Origin of the sequence: Microbispora sp. NPDC046973 (assembly GCF_040644495.1) — a bacterium.
GTDB lineage: Bacteria > Actinomycetota > Actinomycetes > Streptosporangiales > Streptosporangiaceae > Microbispora.
Genome location: NZ_JBEYWQ010000026.1, coordinates 25,814 through 43,300 on the forward strand (window position 1 = coordinate 25,814; position 17,487 = coordinate 43,300).

General features: G+C 72.8%; 12 protein-coding genes. 4 read left to right on the forward strand and 8 right to left on the reverse strand.

Translation table 11 applies throughout. From position 1 onward, the window contains the following. Positions 1 to 36: 36 nt before the first annotated feature. Positions 37 to 1,452 (forward strand): M1 family metallopeptidase, encoded by a 1,416-nt coding sequence (locus ABZ860_RS33730; protein WP_357228085.1) that lies wholly within the window; start codon positions 37 to 39, stop codon positions 1,450 to 1,452. A 114-nt stretch (positions 1,453 to 1,566) separates the two neighbouring features. On the opposite strand, the gene ABZ860_RS33735 is transcribed toward ABZ860_RS33730, so the two are convergent. From ABZ860_RS33735 to ABZ860_RS33765, 7 genes are all read right to left on the reverse strand, one after another. Continuing rightward, positions 1,567 to 3,117: an FGGY-family carbohydrate kinase gene (locus ABZ860_RS33735; protein WP_357228088.1), complete on the reverse strand. Its 1,551-nt coding sequence runs from the start codon at positions 3,115 to 3,117 to the stop codon at positions 1,567 to 1,569. Then, positions 3,114 to 4,796 carry a glycerol-3-phosphate dehydrogenase/oxidase gene (locus ABZ860_RS33740; protein WP_357228091.1) on the reverse strand — a complete coding sequence of 561 codons (1,683 nt, stop codon included), beginning with the start codon at positions 4,794 to 4,796 and terminating at the stop codon, positions 3,114 to 3,116. The genes ABZ860_RS33735 and ABZ860_RS33740 overlap by 4 nt, the downstream gene beginning before the upstream one ends. Before the next feature lie 68 nt (positions 4,797 to 4,864). Further along, positions 4,865 to 5,749, reverse strand: coding sequence for a 3-hydroxy-5-phosphonooxypentane-2,4-dione thiolase (gene lsrF / locus ABZ860_RS33745; RefSeq protein ID WP_357228093.1), 885 nt, complete (start codon positions 5,747 to 5,749; stop codon positions 4,865 to 4,867). Continuing rightward, the gene (locus ABZ860_RS33750; protein ID WP_357228096.1) at positions 5,742 to 6,761 is read right to left on the reverse strand and encodes an ABC transporter permease; all 1,020 of its coding nucleotides are present in this window, start codon (positions 6,759 to 6,761) and stop codon (positions 5,742 to 5,744) included. Before ABZ860_RS33750 ends, lsrF begins: the two co-directional genes overlap by 8 nt. Beyond that, positions 6,758 to 7,717, reverse strand: a complete 960-nt coding sequence (locus ABZ860_RS33755; protein ID WP_357228098.1) for an ABC transporter permease — start codon at positions 7,715 to 7,717, stop codon at positions 6,758 to 6,760. The genes ABZ860_RS33750 and ABZ860_RS33755 overlap by 4 nt, the downstream gene beginning before the upstream one ends. After that, positions 7,717 to 9,225, reverse strand: a complete 1,509-nt coding sequence (locus ABZ860_RS33760) for a sugar ABC transporter ATP-binding protein (protein WP_357228101.1) — start codon at positions 9,223 to 9,225, stop codon at positions 7,717 to 7,719. Before ABZ860_RS33760 ends, ABZ860_RS33755 begins: the two co-directional genes overlap by 1 nt. A 48-nt stretch (positions 9,226 to 9,273) precedes the next feature. Then, positions 9,274 to 10,392 carry an ABC transporter substrate-binding protein gene (locus tag ABZ860_RS33765; RefSeq protein WP_357228103.1) on the reverse strand — a complete coding sequence of 373 codons (1,119 nt, stop codon included), beginning with the start codon at positions 10,390 to 10,392 and terminating at the stop codon, positions 9,274 to 9,276. A gap of 254 nt (positions 10,393 to 10,646) precedes the next feature. On the opposite strand from ABZ860_RS33765, the gene ABZ860_RS33770 reads away from it, so the two are divergent. Beyond that, entirely contained in the window at positions 10,647 to 11,384 is a 738-nt protein-coding gene (locus ABZ860_RS33770; RefSeq protein ID WP_357228218.1) for a GntR family transcriptional regulator, read from the forward strand. 141 nt (positions 11,385 to 11,525) lie between these two features. Next, entirely contained in the window at positions 11,526 to 14,483 is a 2,958-nt protein-coding gene (locus ABZ860_RS33775; protein ID WP_357228106.1) for a hypothetical protein, read from the forward strand. A 17-nt stretch (positions 14,484 to 14,500) separates the two neighbouring features. Here ABZ860_RS33775 and ABZ860_RS33780 read toward each other — a convergent pair whose 3' ends face one another. Continuing rightward, the gene (locus ABZ860_RS33780; RefSeq protein ID WP_357228109.1) at positions 14,501 to 15,958 is read right to left on the reverse strand and encodes a PucR family transcriptional regulator ligand-binding domain-containing protein; all 1,458 of its coding nucleotides are present in this window, start codon (positions 15,956 to 15,958) and stop codon (positions 14,501 to 14,503) included. 93 nt (positions 15,959 to 16,051) lie between these two features. Here ABZ860_RS33780 and ABZ860_RS33785 point away from each other — a divergent pair, with 93 nt between their 5' ends. Next, positions 16,052 to 17,479 carry a cytosine permease gene (locus tag ABZ860_RS33785; RefSeq protein ID WP_357228112.1) on the forward strand — a complete coding sequence of 476 codons (1,428 nt, stop codon included), beginning with the start codon at positions 16,052 to 16,054 and terminating at the stop codon, positions 17,477 to 17,479. The last annotated feature ends 8 nt before the right edge of the window (positions 17,480 to 17,487 follow it).

Genomic DNA, 17,487 nt, shown 5'->3' on the forward strand with positions numbered 1-17,487 from the left:
GCAATTTTCGTGGAGCAATGCACCACGATAGGGATCATGCTGCGTAGATCATCCCCCTTGGCGGCGCTCGTCGCCGCCGGTCTCACATTGGCCGTCCCCGTGCAGGCCGTGCCGGCGGCCGAGGCGAGCACCGGCTCCGGCGCCTACGTCCCCGGCTCGGCCGGTCTCGGCGACCCGTACTTCCCCCATGCGGGCAACGGTGGATACGACGCCGGCCACTACACGATCCGGATGCGGTTCACGCCGAAGACCCGGCACCTCAGCGCCACGACGACGATGACGGCGACGGCGGAGAAGAACCTGTCCCGGTTCGACCTCGACTTCTCCGGCCCGAAGATCGGCAAGGTGGTCGTGAACGGCGAGCGGGCCTCGTACGCCCGGAAGGGCCAGGAGCTCGTCGTCACGCCCCGGCACGGGCTGCCGTCGGGGAAGACGTTCACCGTCGAGGTGTCCTACGCCGGCCGGCCGAAGGCGATCAAGGACAAGGTGCTCGGCGTCACCGGCTGGATCGACACCAAGGACGGCGCCGTCGTGCTGGCCGAGCCGGACGGCGCCCGTAGCTGGTTCCCGGTCAACGACAACCCGCGGGACAAGGCCACCTACACCTTCGAGGTCACCGCGCCCGAGGGGCTGACGGTCCTGGCCAACGGCGAGCCGGAGAACTCCGGCGTCGCCGGCCCGCGCGACGGCTACAGGACCTCGAAGTGGGAGATGCGGCATCCCATGGCGTCGTACCTCGCCATGGTCGCGATCGGGAAGTTCAAGGTCACCCAGGGCGTAGTCGACGGCATGCCCAACATCACGGCGTACGATCCTTCCCTGGCCACGGAGTTCAAGCGCCTGCACGGCATCACCGCCAAGGCGATCACATGGGAGTCGAAGATCTTCGGCGACTACCCGTTCTCCTCCACCGGCGGCATCGCCGACCGGCTCGGCGTCTACTACGCCCTGGAGACCCAGGGCAGGCCGGTGTACGACACGGTCATGTCGGACGAGGCGACGATCGTGCACGAACTGGCCCACCAGTGGTTCGGCGACAGTGTCGGCCTGCGCAGGTGGAAGGACATCTGGCTGAACGAAGGCTTCGCGACCTACGCCGAGTGGCTGTACCAGGAGCAGCACGGCGGTCCCTCCGCAGAGAAGACCTTCGCCAAGCACTACAAGCACAAGGCCAGCAGCGCCTTCTGGAAGCTCAAGACCGGCGATCCGGGCCGCAGCGGGCTCTTCGACTGGAACGCGATCTACATCCGCGGCGCCATGACCGTGCACGCGCTGCGCCAGAAGATCGGCGACGAGACGTTCTTCACGCTGCTGCGCACCTGGACGCAGGAGAACCGGCACTCCACCGTCACCACCGAGGACCTGATCGCCCTGGCGGAAAGGCTGTCCGGCCAGAACCTGGACCGCCTGTTCGACGCGTGGCTGTACAAGGCGGCCAAGCCGAAGCTGTGACCGGCCAGGTCGCCTGCGGCGAGACGGGCGGCCGACGACACGGCCGCCCGTCCCTCGGCACCGCCGCACAGCACCGCCGCGCAGCACCGCCGCACGGTGCCGCCGAAGAACCTGTCAGCGGCCGTCCGGTGCGGGAGCCGGTTCGAACCCCGCCGTTCGATACCGCTCGACCTCCGACCACGCGGCGGACATCCCGGCCAGGCATCGGTCGAACACCTCCGCCTGCCGTGCGTACGCCTCGCGGGCGGCGCCGGGACGGACGCACAGGTCGTCGGTGTCGCTGACCGACCACGGCACGTCGCTGTGCCCGAGCGCGGCGGGCAGCAGCGAGGCGACCCCGCGTGCGCCGAGCTCGCTGGTGAGCTGCCGGCGGACGGGGCGGCCGAGCACGTCGGCGAAGATCTGCGCCCAGACCTCCGACCGCGCGCCGCCCCCGGCCAGCCGCCAGGGGCGGTCGCCCACGTCGGCCCCGCTGGCCAGGACCCGGTCGAGCTGCACCCGGTGATACTGGGCGACCCCCTCGATGACCGCACGAGTGAGATGCCCGCGGCGGTGCACGGCGGAGATGCCGAGGAAGGTCCCGGACGCCGCCGGATGCTCGGGGGCGCCGTTGACGAACGGCAGGAACAGCAGCCCGTCCGCGCCCGGCGCCACCGTCGCCGCCTCGGCCAGCAGGTCCGCCGCCGCGACGCCGGCGGTCGCCCGGTGCGGCACCGACGCGGTGCTCAGCCAGTCGAGGTTGGCGGCCGACGTGGGGGCGACCTCCATGGCGAGCATCGTCCCCGCGTCCGGCATCAGCGCGCTGAGCGTGACCTCGGGCGCGGGGGTGGCCGCCGGGACGACGACCCCGTTGATGGCCCAGGTGCCCACGATGATCGTCACGTCGCCCGGCGCCCGGCCGCCCGCGCCCAGGGTGGCGGCCACGCAGTCCATGCAGCCCGCGATCACGGGCAGTCCCTCCGGCAGCCCGGTCAGCTCCGCCACCCGCGCGCTGAGGCCGGCCACGACCTGCCCGGACTCGCGCAGCGGCGGGAAGCGGCCGAAGTCGCCGGCCGGCAGCCCCACCAGTTCGAGCGCCGTCGGGGTGTACTCGCGGGTGTCCAGCGCCACCATGCCGAACGCGCTCGCGTCGCTGTAGTCGGCGCTTGGCACGCCGGTGAGCTGCGAGGTCACCCAGTCCTTGCACGACAACGCCCACCGGGTCCGGGCGTACGCCTCGGGCTCGGCGTCGTGCATCCAGCGCAGGAGCACCGACGGCTGGGCCGCCCAGGGGATGGAGCCGGTCTCGGCGGCCAGGCGGCGGGCGGCCTCGGGCTCGATCGCGTCCACGATGTGCCGGGCCCGGCTGTCCGACGACGCGATGGCCGGCCCGACCGGCCGCAGCGACGCGTCGACCGGGTAGAGCCCGTTGCCGTGGGCGGCGACGCCGATGCCTGCCGGGGCGTACCCGTCGGCCGCGAGCTTGCCCGCGAGGTCGCCGAGCAGCGCCACGACGGTGTCGGCCAGCCCGGTCATGTCCACGTCGTGGCGGTGGGCGGTCACGCTGGTCCGGGGGGTGCGGGCGTGCACCACGCCCACCTCGCGCCCCTCGGCGTCGAATGCGGCGGCCTTCGACGCGGTCAGGCCGACGTCGACCCCGATGTAACACGTGGCCAGGTTCGTCATGCCGTCCTCCCGTCGCTGCCCCTGCCCGCGCCCCCGCCGGCCGCCGCGGCCAGTGCGCGGGGACGGTAGCGCCGTAGCTCGTTCTCGTAGGCGGCGACCTCGGCGCGGGCCCGCCCCTCGTCCCAGCCGAGGTGTCGTACGGCGACGTCCGCGCAGGTCGCGGCGCTGGAAAGGCCCATGTCGCCGTTGAGCCCGACAAGGATACGCCGCAGCATGACGTCGGCCAGCGTGACCGCTCCCTCTTCGCGTACGGCCATGACGACCTCGGCGGCCAGGGCGCCGGTCTCCTTGTCGACCACCTCGGCGAGCGAGGGGTCCTCGGCGGCGAGGCCGAGCACCCGGCGGGCGCGCACGCCGTACAGCTGCAGCAGCCGGCGGGAGGACGCACCGTCCAGTGGCGACTCGCGCAGGAAGTCGCGCGCGAACTCCGGCCAGTCGGAGGTCTGCGCGCCGGGGAACGGGCGGGTCCGGGTGACGCACGGGCGGGGCCGCCTGCCGATCACGCGCAGCGCCTCGTCGGTCACGTCCTCGGCGAGCGCCCGGTGGGTCGTGAGCTTGCCGCCGATGACGGTCAGCAGGCCCCGGTAGGCGGGCGCGTGGTTGAGCACGGTGTGCCCACGGCTGATCTTGGCGTTGTCCGACACCCCGGCGGTGTACGGCAGGGGCCGGATCCCGGCGACGCTCCACAGCACGTCGGCGGGCGTGAGCTTCGCCTGGGGGAAGATCCGGTTGGTCTCGGCGAGCAGGTAGTCGATCTCAGCGTCGTCGGCGACGACCTCGTCCAGGTCGCCCTCGTAGGTGAGGTCGGTGCTGCCGAGCACGTAGCGGCCCTGCCAGGGGAAGACGAAGATGGGCCGCCCGTCGGCCGCCGCCTCGAAGAAGATGCAGGTGCCGGGGGCTCCGGGGAACGGGTCGAGGACGATGTGGCTGCCCTTGGTGCCGCCGTTGAGCCGCCGGCTCTCGACCTGGCCGTCGAGGATACGGTCGATCCAGGGCCCGGCGGCGTTGACGGTGACGGCGGCCCGGACCTCGCCGCGCTCCCCGGTCCGTACGTCCTCGGTGCGCAGACCGGCGACCCGGTCGCCCTCGACGATCAGGCCCGTGACGGAGGTGTGGGTGAGCACCCGCGCGCCCAGGTGGCGGGCGTCGAGGAGCAGCTCGACGCAGAGCCGCTCCGCCCACGGCACCTGCGCGTCGTGGAACAGCGCCGCCCCGCGCAGGCCCTCGCGCGACAGCGTGGGCCACCGGCGGGCCACCGTGCGGACCGGCACGCCGCGGCTGAGCCCGCGTCCCCGGCCCAGGGCCATCGCGTCGAACGCCAGCAGGCCGAGCCGGATCAGCGCTCCCGGCCGGGTGTTCCTCTCGTAGAAGGGGATCAGCATCGGATAGTCGCGGATGAGGTGGGGAGCGGTGCGGAACAGCAGGTGCCGCTCCCGGATGGATTCGTGCACGAGCGCGAAGTCGTAGCGCTCGAGATATTTGAGGCCGCCGTGGATCAGCCGGCTGGAGGTGCTCGACGTGCCCGAGCCCACGTCGGCGCGGTCGACGACGACGACGCGCAGGCCGCGGGCGGCGGCGTCCCGGGCGATGGCGAGCCCGTTGATACCGGCTCCGATGACGGCGAGATCGACGGTGAGATCGACGGCGTCTTTCTCTCCGAAGGGGACGTGATGCGACATGGGAGGCTCCCGGAGGGTGACGGGCGCGGGTCCGCGGGGGGCGGACCCGCGCCGGAGAAGGGTCGGACCTAGGCTGCGGAGCCCGCCCTCTCCTTGTAGATCTCGTACGCCTCCTCGGGCTTGAGCCCGTCGTGCACGACCGCGCGGACCGCGGCGAGCATGCCGGCGGGGCTGTCGCTCTGGAAGATGTTGCGGCCCATGTCGACGCCGGCGGCGCCCTCCTGGATCGACCGGTAGGCCATCGTCAGGGCGTCGATCTCGGGTAGCTTCTTGCCGCCCGCGACGATGATCGGCACGGGGCAGCTCGCGGTGACGGTCTCGAAGCCCTCCTCCACGTAGTACGTCTTGACGATGTGGGCGCCCATCTCGGCGCTGATCCGCGTGGCGAGGCGGAAGTAGCGGGCGTCGCGGACCATGTCCTTGCCGACGGCGGTGACGCCGAGCACGGCGACGCCGTGCCGCTGGCCGGCGTCGACGAGCGCGGCCAGGTTGGCGACCGACCGCGACTCGTGCTCGCCGCCGACGAACACCTGGATGGCCACGGCGGCGGCGTTGAGGCGCAGCGCGTCCTCCATGTCGAGCGCGATGTGCTCGTCGGACAGCTCGCGCAGGATGCTCGGGCCGCCGCTGGCGCGCAGCACGATGCCGGCGCCGGTGGTCGCGGGGATGCTGGTGCGCAGCGCGCCGCGGGTCATCATGATCGCGTCGGCGTCCGGGACGAGCGGGGCGATCCGCGTGTCGAGGCGCTCCAGGCCGGCCATCGGGCCGACGAAGTAGCCGTGGTCGAACGCCAGCATGACCGTGCGCCCGGTGTCCGGCCGGAAGATGCGCGACAGGCGGTTGCGCAGGCCCCAGTCCTGCCCGTGCGCGCCCTTGACGTGGAAGCCGCTCGCCGCGGGTCCGGCGGACGTCCCGAAGTCGCGGGCGTCGAGCAGGCCGTCGGTGTCAGCCATCAGTGTCGTCTCCTGTGGTTGTGGTGGTGACGGTCGCGGTGCGCGATCGCCGTCTGAACAGGGAGGCCAGGCCTCCGTTGCGGTCCCCTCCGCCGGCGAGGAAGAGCACGAAGAGCACGAGGCCGCCCTTGAGCAGGTTCTGCGCCGCGGTGCTCCAGCCGACGAGGTTGACCAGTCCGTCGAGCAGGATGAAGAAGAGTGCCGCGCCCCACACGCCCACCGGGACCGCCCGGCCGCCGGAGATGAGCGTGCCGCCGATGACCACGACGGCCACGGAGTCGAGCAGGTAGCGGGTGCCGAGATCGGCCGAGGGCGCGATGTAGGCGGCGAGCAGCGCGCCGGTCAGCCCGGCCAGCGCCCCGCTCAGCAGGTAGGTCGACCCGATGATCCGGGCGACCGGGATGCCGGCCCGCTCGGCGGCCCGGCGGCTCTGGCCCACCGCGATCAGCGACCGGCCGTAGACGGTACGGCGCAGCAGCGCGACGACGAGCACGGTCAGCACCGCGATCGCCAGCGCGAGGAGCGGAACGCCGGCCGGGCGCAGGTTGAGCGCCGAGCGCAGGCCGGGGTCGGGCACGGCGGTGAAGCCGTTGGCCGTCGACAGCGTGATCGACGAGGCGACGAGCCCCGCGGCCAGCGTGGCGATGATCGGGGGGACGGACAGGCCGAGGATGGCCACGGCGCTGACCGCCGCGACGAGGACGCCGACGCCGATTCCCGCGAGGATCCCCACGGCCGCCGAGCCGGTCGCGGAGGCGGCCGCCACCGAGACGAACCCGGCGAGCGAGATGACCGGCCCGACCGACACGTCGATGTTGCCGGGGCCCGCGCTGATCACCAGCATCTGCCCGAGCCCGACGATGACGAGGTACGGCGCGAGCGACAGGGCGAGGGAGACGGTCTGCCCGCCGCCCTGGCCCGAGATGGCCAGGATCACCAGCCACACGAGCGCGGCGGCGGCGAAGCCCCAAATCCAGGGGCCGCTCCATCGGCGAGTCACGCGGATGTTCATCGCAGCACCTTCCCCACGACGACGCGGCCGGCGAGCACGGCCAGGACGATCACGCCTTGCACGGCCGACTGCATGTCGGACCGCACGTCGAGCAGGCTGAGAACCACGCTGACCAGCCCCAGCGTCACCCCGCCGATCGCGGCGCCCCACGGCACGGCGTTGCCGCCGGAGAAGGAGCCCCCGCCGAGGATCACCGCGGCCACGGTCATGAGCGTGTAGCTGGAGGCCGACGACACGTCTCCGCCACCCGTCTGGGAGGCCAGGACGAGACCGGACAGCACACCGAGCGCGCCCGCCGTCGCGTAGGCGATGACGCGGGAGGTGAGCGGCCGCAGGCCGGCCCGCCGCAGCGCGACCGGGTTGCTGCCCAGACCGCGCATCCGCACGCCCGCGGCGCTGCGCGCGGTGAGCAGGTAGACGACCAGCGCGACGACCAGGATCGGCAGCAGCGGCGCCGGGAAGCCCGCGGGCTGCCACGCGCCGAACGACGCCAGCCACTCAGGGGTCGTGCCACCCGGCGTCGGCAGCAGGAACAGGCCCAGCCCGAGCCAGACGAACGAGGCGCCGAGGGTCGCGATCAGCGCCGGCACCTCGCGCAGGTGGATGAGCAGGCCGAGCACGGCGTACGCCGCGACCAGCCCGAGCAGGACGAGCGCGCCGGTGAGGGGCGACGACACCAGCAGGGTGGCGGAGACCACCGTGACCAGGCCGACGAAGTTGCCGATCCCGAGGTCGATGTCGCCGACGGCCATGAGCGTCATCTGCGCCTGCGCGGCGATCACCAACGGCACGGCCGCGGACAGGACCAGCGTGAGGCCCTCCACGGTCAGCACGCCCGGCTGGAGCGACGAGCAGACGCCGATCATCGCGATCAGGGCGACGGCGCTGACCGCGGCCGGGGCGCAGCGGCGCATCCGCGCGCGGTCGGGCAGCGCCGGGGCGAGAAGCTGGGCCATCAGTCGTTTCCTCCGTCCTCGTCGAAGGAGACGGCGATGATGCGTTCCTCGGAGATCTCCTCGCCGGTCAGTTCGGCCACGATCCGGCCGGCCCGGAAGACGTAGACCCGGTCGCAGTGGGCCATCTCGGCGTTCTCGCTGGAGTACCAGACGATGCTCCGGCCCTTCGCCGCCTCCTCCCTGATGAGGCGGTACAGATCGGTCTTGGTGTGCACGTCCACGCCCCGGAACGGGTCGTCGAGCAGCACGAGCCCGGCGGGGGAGGCGAACGCGCGGGCGACGATGACCTTCTGCTGGTTGCCGCCGCTCAGCTCGGTGATCCCGGCCTCCGCACCGCCCCTGATGGCGAGGCGCTTCACCCAGTCGCCGACGACCACGCGCTCCTCGGCCGGACGGCGCAGCCCCTTGCGGGCGAGGCCGCGCAGCGCGGTCACGATGAGGTTGTCGCCCACGCTCCACAGGGGCAGGACGCCCGACCGCTGCCGGTCGCCCGGCACGTACGCCCGCGTCACGTTCACGGCGGTGTCGCGCCGGACGGGCCGCCACAGGCGTTCGAGCACCTCCTGCTGGCCCTGGCCGGCCAGCCCGGCGAGGCCCACGACCTCGCCCTTGCCGATCCGCAGGGTGACCTCGCGCAGGCCGGGTGCGGTGGCGCCGCGCAGCTCGGCCACCGTCTCCCGCGCGGCCCCGCCGGCGGCCGTCCGCGTGCCGGTCGCCGCCGGAGCGGCGACGTGGGCTCCCATCAGCTCCAGGACGTCCGGCTCGCCGAGCCCGGCGGCGGGCCGTTCCGCGGTGACCGCGCCGTCGCGCAGCACGGCCACCCGGTCGGCCACCGAGAGGACCTCGCGGATGCGGTGCGAGATCAGCAGCACGGCGGCGCCGGTCTCGGTCAGCCTGCGCACGTAGGCGTACAGCGACCGGGCGGCGTCCGGGCCGAGCGACTCGGTGGGCTCGTCGAGGATCAGCAGGTCGAGCCGGTCCACCAGGCAGGCCCGGGCGATCTCCACCATCTGGCGGCGGGCGAGCGACAGGTCCTCCACCCGGTCGCGCGGGGAGACGCCGTGGCCGGGGAACATCTCGTCGAGGCGGCGGCGCACCGCGTCGCTCGCCGCCCGCCGCCACCGCACGCGGGGCAGGCAGTGCCGCGCGGACACCCACATGTTCTCCGCCACCGTGAGGTCGGGGCACAGCGACGTCTCCTGGTAGGCCATCCGCACCGACCGGAAGTCCTCGGCGGACGCCTCGCTCCCGTGCACGAGGACCGTGCCCGTGTCGCAGGACTCAAGCCCGGCGAGCACCCGCATGAGCGTGCTCTTGCCCGCGCCGTTGTGACCGACCAGCCCGAGCACCTCGCCCGCGCGGACCTCCAGGTCCACGCCCGTCAGGGCCCGGGTGCGCCCGTACGCCTTGGTCACGCCCCTGGCGGTGACGACGGGCGGCCGGGCGGCCGGTCCGGTGTCCGTCTCCGGCGGCGCCGTGCCGCCGGCCGGGAGATTGTCGACGTGCATGCCCGGTCTCCTCCGTCTCCTCCGTGCCGTGGTCGATGTGAGGCCGGATCAGCTCGCGGCCGACGGGATCGGCGGCTGGACCGGCTTGCCGCCGGTCTTGACGGCCTCCACCTGCTGACGGAACAGCTCCCGGGTCCACGGCCAGGCGGCGTACTCGTCGGGCTTGAGCACCGAGGCCCAGGCGTCGCGGTCCTTCTGCTCGATCAGGACGATCGGGAAGGTCATCTGCTTGGGCACGTCCTTGCCGTCGAGCAGGTCTAGGGCCTCCCAGAGGGCGGCGACCGACTGGCCGGGGTCGGACATGACCGCGACCGAGCCGTTGTCGATCTTGTTGTCCCGCCAGTAGCTCAGCGCGCGGCCGTTGGTCTCGAAGTCGACCGCCGGCACGGGCTTGCCCGCCGTGGCGAACGCCTGGGCCACGCCGTAGCCGTCGCCGCAGCCGATGACGCCGTCCACCTTCGGCACGCTGGACAGCACGCCGAGCACGGCCTTCTGCGCCGTGGCGCCGTCGCACATGCCGGTGACCGTCGCCACGGTCTTCACCCCGGGGTAGTCGGCGAGGATCTTCTTGGTGGTGTCGAGCATCTCGGCCTCGGGCTGGGAGCCGACCACGCCGCGGCTCACGATGACCGAGCCCTTGCCGCCGATGCCCTCCAGCAGCGGCTTGGCGGCGTACGTCGCCCAGTCGACGAAGCTGTTTTGCAGCACGTGGGCGCAGGGCGCGTCGATGGCGGAGTCGAAGACCACGACCTTGACGCCGGCCGTACAGGCCTGCTGGATCACCGGCTGCAGCGCGGTCGGCGAGGCCGGGTCGATGAGCAGCGCGTCGGGCTTCTGCAGCAACAGGCTCTTGATCTGGGCGACCTGCTCGGTCGCCGAGTTCTCGCCCGGCGCGTTCACGACCTTGTACTTGCCGATCAGCCCGTCGGTCTTGGCCTGCTCGGCGGCGGCCTCGAACTTGGCGATCATCGTCTGCCGCCAGCCGTTGCCGATGAAGCCGTTGCTGAGCGCGATGAAGGGCTTGTCACCGCCGCCGCCCGCGGCTCCGTCGGCGGCGTTTGCGGTGGCGCCTCCCGAGCCGCCGGAGCCGCAGCCCGCGGTCAGGACGGCGAGAGCGGAGATCGCCGCGGCGGAGGCGGCGCGCCAGGGCCGGCGTGTGGGACGCATGTGCATGGTGTCTCCAGACAGAGCGGGTTCGCGAGGGGGGAGAGTCGGCGTGAAGGCTTCGCCCGAATGGCCTGTCATTACAGGCTTGTAGTGACAAGCAAACTAAGCGGGCGTTACGGGCCTGTCAAGAGCCTGTTTTTGGTCACTTCAAGCCGTCATGGGCGGGATAATCGTGGTGACAGCCGGGTCCACTTGTAGTTACAGGTATGCGTGGGGCATCCTGCTGCGGTGCCGCCGAGGAGGTTCCCGTGACGATGACCTATCCGCCCCTCAACCGCGACGGGGCGGAACCGCTGTGGATGCAGCTCATGCGGGCGTTGCGCGCGGAGATCGAGGGCGGCGTACGCGGGCCCGACCAGCCGCTGCCGTCCGAGGCCGAGCTGAGCGACCTGTTCGGAGTCTCCCGCACGGTCGTCAGGGAGGCGCTGCGCGAGCTGGTCCAGCAACGCCTGATCTACAAGGTAAAGGGCAAGGGCGCCTTCGTCGCGCCCCGCAAGACCGAGCTGAGGTTCGTCGGGTCGATGTCCGGCTCCGCCGACGACCTGCGGGAATCAGGCCGCCGGGTGACCACGCAGACCGTCCGCCAGACGCTCGGGGAGGCCGACGAGAGGGAGGCCGCGCTCCTGCGCATACCGCTGGGGGAGCAGGTCGTCCGGCTGCGCAGGCTCCGCCGGGTCGACGGCCAGCCGTGGCTGCTCGTCGACACCGCCCTGCCCGCCCGGCTCGTCCCCGGGCTCGACCGCGCCATCCTGGAGAACCAGTCGCTGTACGACGTGCTGCGCCGCCGGTACGGCATCGAGCCCGCGGCGGCCGACCGCTGGATCGAGGCGGTCTTCCCCAACCGGGAGGACGCGGCCCTGCTCGAGGTGTCCACCTCGACGCCGCTGCTCGGCATCGAGTCGGTCGCGTGGCTGGAGGACAACACCAGGTTCGAGGCGTACTACGCCCTCCACCGCAGCGACCAGACGCGCTTCTACGTCGGCATCCGCTGAACCCTGCCGAGGGCACCGGCGGGGTCCGTCGATCGCGGTCGTCGACCGGGAAGCGGCTTGTGAACCCGTGGTCGGCAACAGGTTGAGACCAAGTTCCGGCCACCCGCTGCCATCGCCTGATCTGGCGGCGATGCTGGTGCCGTGGCGCACCGGTTCGAGAACCTCGCGAGGTCGAAGGCGCTCAGAAGGCTGAAGAGCCCGTGGGTGCTGGGGGTGGGGGCCAGCATCGGCGCGGGGGTGCCGCCCCTGGTGGTTCCGGCGGGGTGGCCGCTGGTGTGGCGGGCGCTGATCGCGGCCGTGGTAGCCGCTCTGGCGGGGGCCAGCGGATCATACTTCGGCGTGGTGCTGACCCGGGCCGAGAACGCGGCGGCGGCGATCGACGCACTGCACGCGTTTCTCGACCCGTTGAGCCCGCCGCGGCCCCACTCCCCGCAGGACCCGGCCGATGGGCAGCGCGGCGTGTTCGAGTTGCTGCTGCCGGAGTCGTGCCCGGCCCCGTTCTGGGGGCGGCGCGGCGAACGGGACCGGTGGTGGGCCTGGTGCCACGGACCGGCGATATCGGACCTGTTGGTGGTGGACGGGCCGGGTGGCTGCGGCAAGACCCGGCTGGCGTCGCGGGCCGCCGAGGAGGCCGCCGCGGCCGGGTGGGTGACCGGCTGGCTGCGCGAGGACAGGGCCGCCGACCTGGTCGGCGCGGCCGCGGCGGTTACCGGCTTGCGGGTGCTGGTCCTGGTCGACAACGCCGACACCCGATCAGACCTGCCGAGCCTGCTGGGCGCGCTGGCGCGGTACCAGGGGCGGGCCCGGGTGCGCGTGGTGCTGATCACCCGCCACGGCGCCGAACTCGGTCAGGCGCTGCAAAGCCGGATCCCCGAGCGCCACGCTCTGCTCGTGAAGAATGCGCCGGTGATGTCGCTGCGGCCGCTGGGCGAGGCCTCCGACCTGATCCGCTGGTACGGCGAGGCGGTACGCGCGTTCGCGTCCGCGCTGGTGATGCCGGCGCCTCCGGTCTCGGACACGATCGCGCCGGTCCGGGAGGGCCAGACCATGGTGGAGGTGCTCGCCCAGGCCATGGTGACGGTGCTCAGCGGAGCGTCGCCGACCGGCTCACCCGCGCCTCTCGGCGAGGTCGCCGAGGTGCTGTTCGAGCACGAGGCGCGCTGGTGGCGCGGCACCGCCGCACTGGACCGGTGGGCGATCGGCCCGGTCTCCGACGTGGTGCTGGCCCGGGTCATGGCCGGCCTGGCACTGTTCGCCCCCGCCGACGAGCCGGCCGCGATCGGGGTGCTGCGGCGCATCCCCGAGCTGGCCGACGCGCCCGCCGAACGGGTCGCCAACCTGGTGCGGTGGGCCCACGCCCTGTACCCGGGAGGAGGGGTGCGGATCGGCCCGAACCTGCTCACCGATTGGTTCGTCACCGTCACCCTGACCCGCACCGAGGGCGACCGCGACTTCGCCCGCCACCTGCTGAACGACCCGACTGAGGATCAAGCGGCCCGGATCCTGACCGTGCTGGCCCGTGCCGGCGAACATCACCCGCCCGCCCGCCTGCTGTTCGAGCGACTGCTGGGTGGCGACCCGGTACGGCTGGCCCGCCATGCCGTCTACGCGGCCCTCACCACCGCCACGAACCGTGGCGAGCTGGACCGTACCACCGCCACCGCTCTCGCCACCGCCGACCTCGGCCCCGACACCACCACCCTGCTCCTCCGGCTCACCCCCGCCTACGCCCTGCCCCGCTGCGCCCTCGTACTGACCCGCCGCCGGGTGCACCACACCCGGGCCACCGGCACCCCGCTCGACCTCGCCCACGCCCTGACCGACCTTGCGGCCGCGCTGGAGCGGGTGGGTGAGCATCGCGAGCAGGTGCGGGTGGCGCGGGAGGCGGTCGACCTGTGGCGTGAGCTGGCGGACGGCGACCCCGCCCATCGGCCCAACCTCGGTACAGCCCTGGGCAACCTGTCGGCCGCGCTGCGCTGGGCGGGTGGTCCCCGCGAGCAGCTGCGGGTCGCTCGGGAAGCGGTCGCGCTGTGCCGTGCTCTGGCGGACGACGACCCCGCCCACCGACCCGGCCTCGGCCGAGCCCTGGGCAACCTGTCGGTCGCGCTGGACCTGGTGGGTGAGCACCGCGAGGAGGTACGGGTGGCGCGGGAGGCGGTCGCGCTGTGCCGTGCTCTGGCGGACGACGACTCCGCCTATGGCCCCGTTCTCGGCCGATCCCTGATCAGAATGGCAGTCGCGCTGCACCGCGTGGGTGAGCATCGCGAGCAGGTGCGGGTGGCGCGGGAGGCGGTCGACCTGTGCCGTGAGCTGGCAGACGGCGACCCCGCCTACCGGCCCACCTTCGCTCAAGCCCTGACCCACCTCACGGCCGCCCTGAACCGGGTGGGTGAGCATCGCGAGCAGGTGCGGGTGGCGCGGGAGGCGGTCGGCCTGTGCCGTGACCTTGTGACCGACAACCCCGCTCACCGATTCGACCTCGCCGAGGCCCTGATCGAATTCAGGGCTGCCCTGGACCAGGCGGGTGAGCGCCGGGAGCAGGTGCTTGTGGCGCGGGAGGCGGTCGGCCTGTGCCGTGACCTTATGGCCCGCAACCCCGCTCGCCGCCCCGACCTCGCCCACGCCCTGGGCAGCCTGGCGGTCGCGTTGGACCGGGTGGGTGAGCATCGCGAGCAGGTGCGGGTGGCGCGGGAGGCGGTCGCGCTGTGCCGGGAGGTGACCGACGACAACGCCGCTCAACGCCTCGACCTCGCCCACGCCCTGGGCAGCCTGGCGGTCGCGTTGGACCGGGTGGGTGAGCATCGCGAGCAGGTGCGGGTGGCGCGGGAGGCGGTCGCATTGTACCGGGAGGTGACCGACGACAACCCCGCTCATCGACCAGCCCTGGCTCACGCCCTGGTCAACCTCGCATTCGCGCTGAACTCGGCCGGTGAGCGCCACGAGACGCCACAGGCGGCGCGGGAAGCGGCCGCGTTGTACCGGGAACTCGCCGCCCACGACCCCGAACTGTTCCGGCAGGCCTACATCGACAACCGCGCGACCTTACGGCGGCTGCTCCCTCAACTCGGCGACGAAGACGACATCACCTCCGGCCTGTGAACGACGCTCCTGCCGGCTCACAGGCCGCCGAGCTGGGAGGCCGCGCGGATGGCGAGCCACACCTCGGCGAAGTCGCCGGTCGCCGACAGGTCGCGCCCGGTCAGCGCGCCGAAGCGGCGCAGCCGATACGACAGCGTGTTGGGATGGACGTGCAGGGCCCGCGCGGCGTCGTCGACGCGGCGGTCGCGCTCCATCCACGTGCGGACCGACGCGATGAGATCCGATCCGTGCTCGGCGTCGTAGCGCAGGACGTCGCCGAGCACGTGCTCGACCAGGGCGGCCAGCACGCCGACGTCGTCGGGCAGCCACCGGCCCGTGGTGTCCTCGCCGTAGGCGACCAGCGGCCGGCCCGCCTCGGCGGCGCGGGAGGCCGCCCACAGCGCCTCGCGCTGGGCGACGCGCAGCGACGATCCGGGCGGCAGGGGGCGGCTGACGCCGGCCGCGATGCCGGGCACCGCCTCCAGTTCCGTGGTGGCGACGGCCGCCGCCGCCAGCACGTACAGGTCCCGGTGGCGGCGGAGCATGAGGTGCGGATGATCGCCGAGGGCCTGCACGACGGCGTCGTCGGCGGCGTCGCGCACCACGAACAGCACGACGTCGCGCTCGGGCGGCAGGCCCATCAGGGCGAGCCTGCGCCGGGCGGTCTCCGGGTCGAGCACGTCCTGCAGCAGCTCGGCCAGCGTCTCCGCGCCCTGGCGGCGCAGCGTCTCGCGCTCGCTGCGCACCATCGCCACCCGCAGAGCGGCGACGGTCGCGATGTGCTGGACCACGGCGAGCCCGGCAGGACGCGCGCCCTCCCGCTCGAAGGCGACCAGGAACCCGGCCGGCCCGCCGGGCGCGGGCACCGGGAGCGCGAACCCGCCGGGGATCGTCGGCGGGGCGTCCGCCGAGGCGGGCAGCCGTACGGACGGCGGGGGCGCCGGCACACCCGGCAGCAGCGGGCGGCCCTGCGGCGTGCTCAGGTAGATCTCGTAGCCCGACAGGCGTTCGAGCCGGCGAAACAGTCCGGCCGTGTCCAGCCCCTCGGACGCGAGCCAGCGCAGTGCGCCGAACACCTGGAGCTGCGCCCCCAGCCGCTGCCTGGCGTCCTCCTGCACGGCCGCCGCGACCTCCTGCGCGATCGCGATGAAGGGAACGGCCAGCGGCACCTCCAGCACGGGAAACCCGCGCTCCTCGGCGGCGTCGAGGAAGGCCCGGCGCAGCGGGGGGACGTGCAGCCCCGCGCTGAGCGCGAGCGCGGCCACTCCCGCGTCGTCGAGCCGCTCCAGGTACGCGCGCTGGGCGGCCGCGCTCTTCGGCACGCCGATGCCGGTCGTCATGATGACCTCGGCCCCGAGGAGCCAGGGCGTGGGGTCCTCCAGCTCGCTCACGTGGGCCCAGGAGACCGACCTGCCGGTGCCGCGCTCGCCCGCCAGCACCCTCAGCTGCAGCGCGGGGGAGCGCAGCAGGTCCTCCACGGTGTTGTGCCCGTCCACAACGGACAGCCTATTTCCCGTGATTGGCCCAATTGTCCTGATTTGGAGGCTTTAGGCAGACTCAAGCGGTCTCCCCTTGACCTGGAGGAATGTATGACGACGGCTGCCCCGCCCGCCTCGACCGGCGCCATCGAGGTCCGCTCGATCGACTACGTCCCGGAGGCCGAGCGGCACGGCAAGGTCTGGCACCAGGGCCCGTTCTGGTTCTGCGGCAACTTCCAGCCGTACACGGTCGCGATCGGCTTTATCGGCCCGGGGATGGGGCTGTCTCTCGGCTGGACCTCGCTGGCGAGCGCGCTCGGCATCCTGTTCGGCACCTTCTTCATGGCGTTCCACGCCTCGCAGGGGCCGTGGCTCGGACTCCCCCAGATGGTGCAGTCGCGGGCCCAGCTCGGCTACCGAGGCGTGATCGTCGCGCTCGCCGGCACGCTGTTCACGTACGTCGGCTTCAACGTCATCGACACCGTCATCGTGGACAACGGCCTCAACGCGGTGTTCGGCTGGAGCAAACCGGTGGTCGGGGTCGTCATCACCGTGGTGGCGGCGGTGCTGGCCATCTACGGCTACGACTGGCTGCACCGGGCGTTCCAGGTGCTGTTCTGGGTCTCGCTGCCGCTGTGGCTCGTGCTGACCGTCGCGATCATCGCGGGCGGCGGAGGCGGGGACGCGTCGCACGCCTCCGGGGGCTTCACCTGGGTGGCCTTCATGGTGCAGTTCGCGGTCGCCGCCTCCTACAACATCACCTACGCGCCGTACGTCTCGGACTACTCGCGCTACCTGCCCCGGCGCACGAAGACCTCGCACATCGTGTGGTCGGTCTTCTGCGGCGCTTCCGCCTCGCCGCTGTGGCTGATCCCGGTGGGCGCGTGGATGGCCACCCGCCTCGGCGCGACCGACACCCTCGTCGGCATCCACGACGCGGGAGAGAACGTCGTCACCGGCCTCGGCAGCGTGCTGACCGTCGTCTCCGTGCTCGTGCTCGTCGCGACCATGGGCCTGAACGCCTACAGCGGCATGCTCACCGTGGTCACGGCCGTCGACACCGTGCGGCCGGTGCGGCCGACCCGGACGATCCGGATCGTCACGGTCCTCGTGCTGGCCGTCGTGTGGGCGTTCGTCGGGATGGTGCTCATCGGCGACTTCACCACCGCGTTCACCAACGTGCAGCTCATCATGCTGTACGTGCTCGTGCCGTGGACGGCCGTCAATCTCGTCGACTACTTCTTCGTACGGCGCGGCCACTACGCGATCACGCACCTGTTCCGCAAGGACGGGATCTACGGCATGTGGGCCTGGCGGGGGCTGGTCTCGTACGTGCTGGGCCTGGCCGCGATGATCCCCTTCGTGGTGCTCAGCTTCTACACCGGCCCGGTCGCCGAGGCGATGGGCGGCGTCGACATCGCGTTCGCCGTCGGCCTCGTCGTGGGCGGGGGCGTCTACGTGCTGCTGTGCCGTTCGCTCGACGTCTCAGCCGAGGAGGACGCCGTGGCCGCCAGCGAACGCGAACTCGTCACGTCCTGATGTCCGGG

Coding starts and splice junctions, on each gene's coding strand:
- ABZ860_RS33730 (WP_357228085.1), top strand. CDS start 37: ATGCTGCGTAGATCATCCCCCTTGGCGGCGCTCGTCGCCGCCGGTCTC.
- ABZ860_RS33755 (WP_357228098.1), bottom strand. CDS start 7,717: ATGGCCCAGCTTCTCGCCCCGGCGCTGCCCGACCGCGCGCGGATGCGC.
- ABZ860_RS33740 (WP_357228091.1), bottom strand. CDS start 4,796: ATGTCGCATCACGTCCCCTTCGGAGAGAAAGACGCCGTCGATCTCACC.
- ABZ860_RS33785 (WP_357228112.1), top strand. CDS start 16,052: ATGACGACGGCTGCCCCGCCCGCCTCGACCGGCGCCATCGAGGTCCGC.
- ABZ860_RS33770 (WP_357228218.1), top strand. CDS start 10,647: ATGACCTATCCGCCCCTCAACCGCGACGGGGCGGAACCGCTGTGGATG.
- ABZ860_RS33750 (WP_357228096.1), bottom strand. CDS start 6,761: ATGAACATCCGCGTGACTCGCCGATGGAGCGGCCCCTGGATTTGGGGC.
- ABZ860_RS33760 (WP_357228101.1), bottom strand. CDS start 9,225: ATGCACGTCGACAATCTCCCGGCCGGCGGCACGGCGCCGCCGGAGACG.
- lsrF (WP_357228093.1), bottom strand. CDS start 5,749: ATGGCTGACACCGACGGCCTGCTCGACGCCCGCGACTTCGGGACGTCC.
- ABZ860_RS33765 (WP_357228103.1), bottom strand. CDS start 10,392: ATGCGTCCCACACGCCGGCCCTGGCGCGCCGCCTCCGCCGCGGCGATC.
- ABZ860_RS33735 (WP_357228088.1), bottom strand. CDS start 3,117: ATGACGAACCTGGCCACGTGTTACATCGGGGTCGACGTCGGCCTGACC.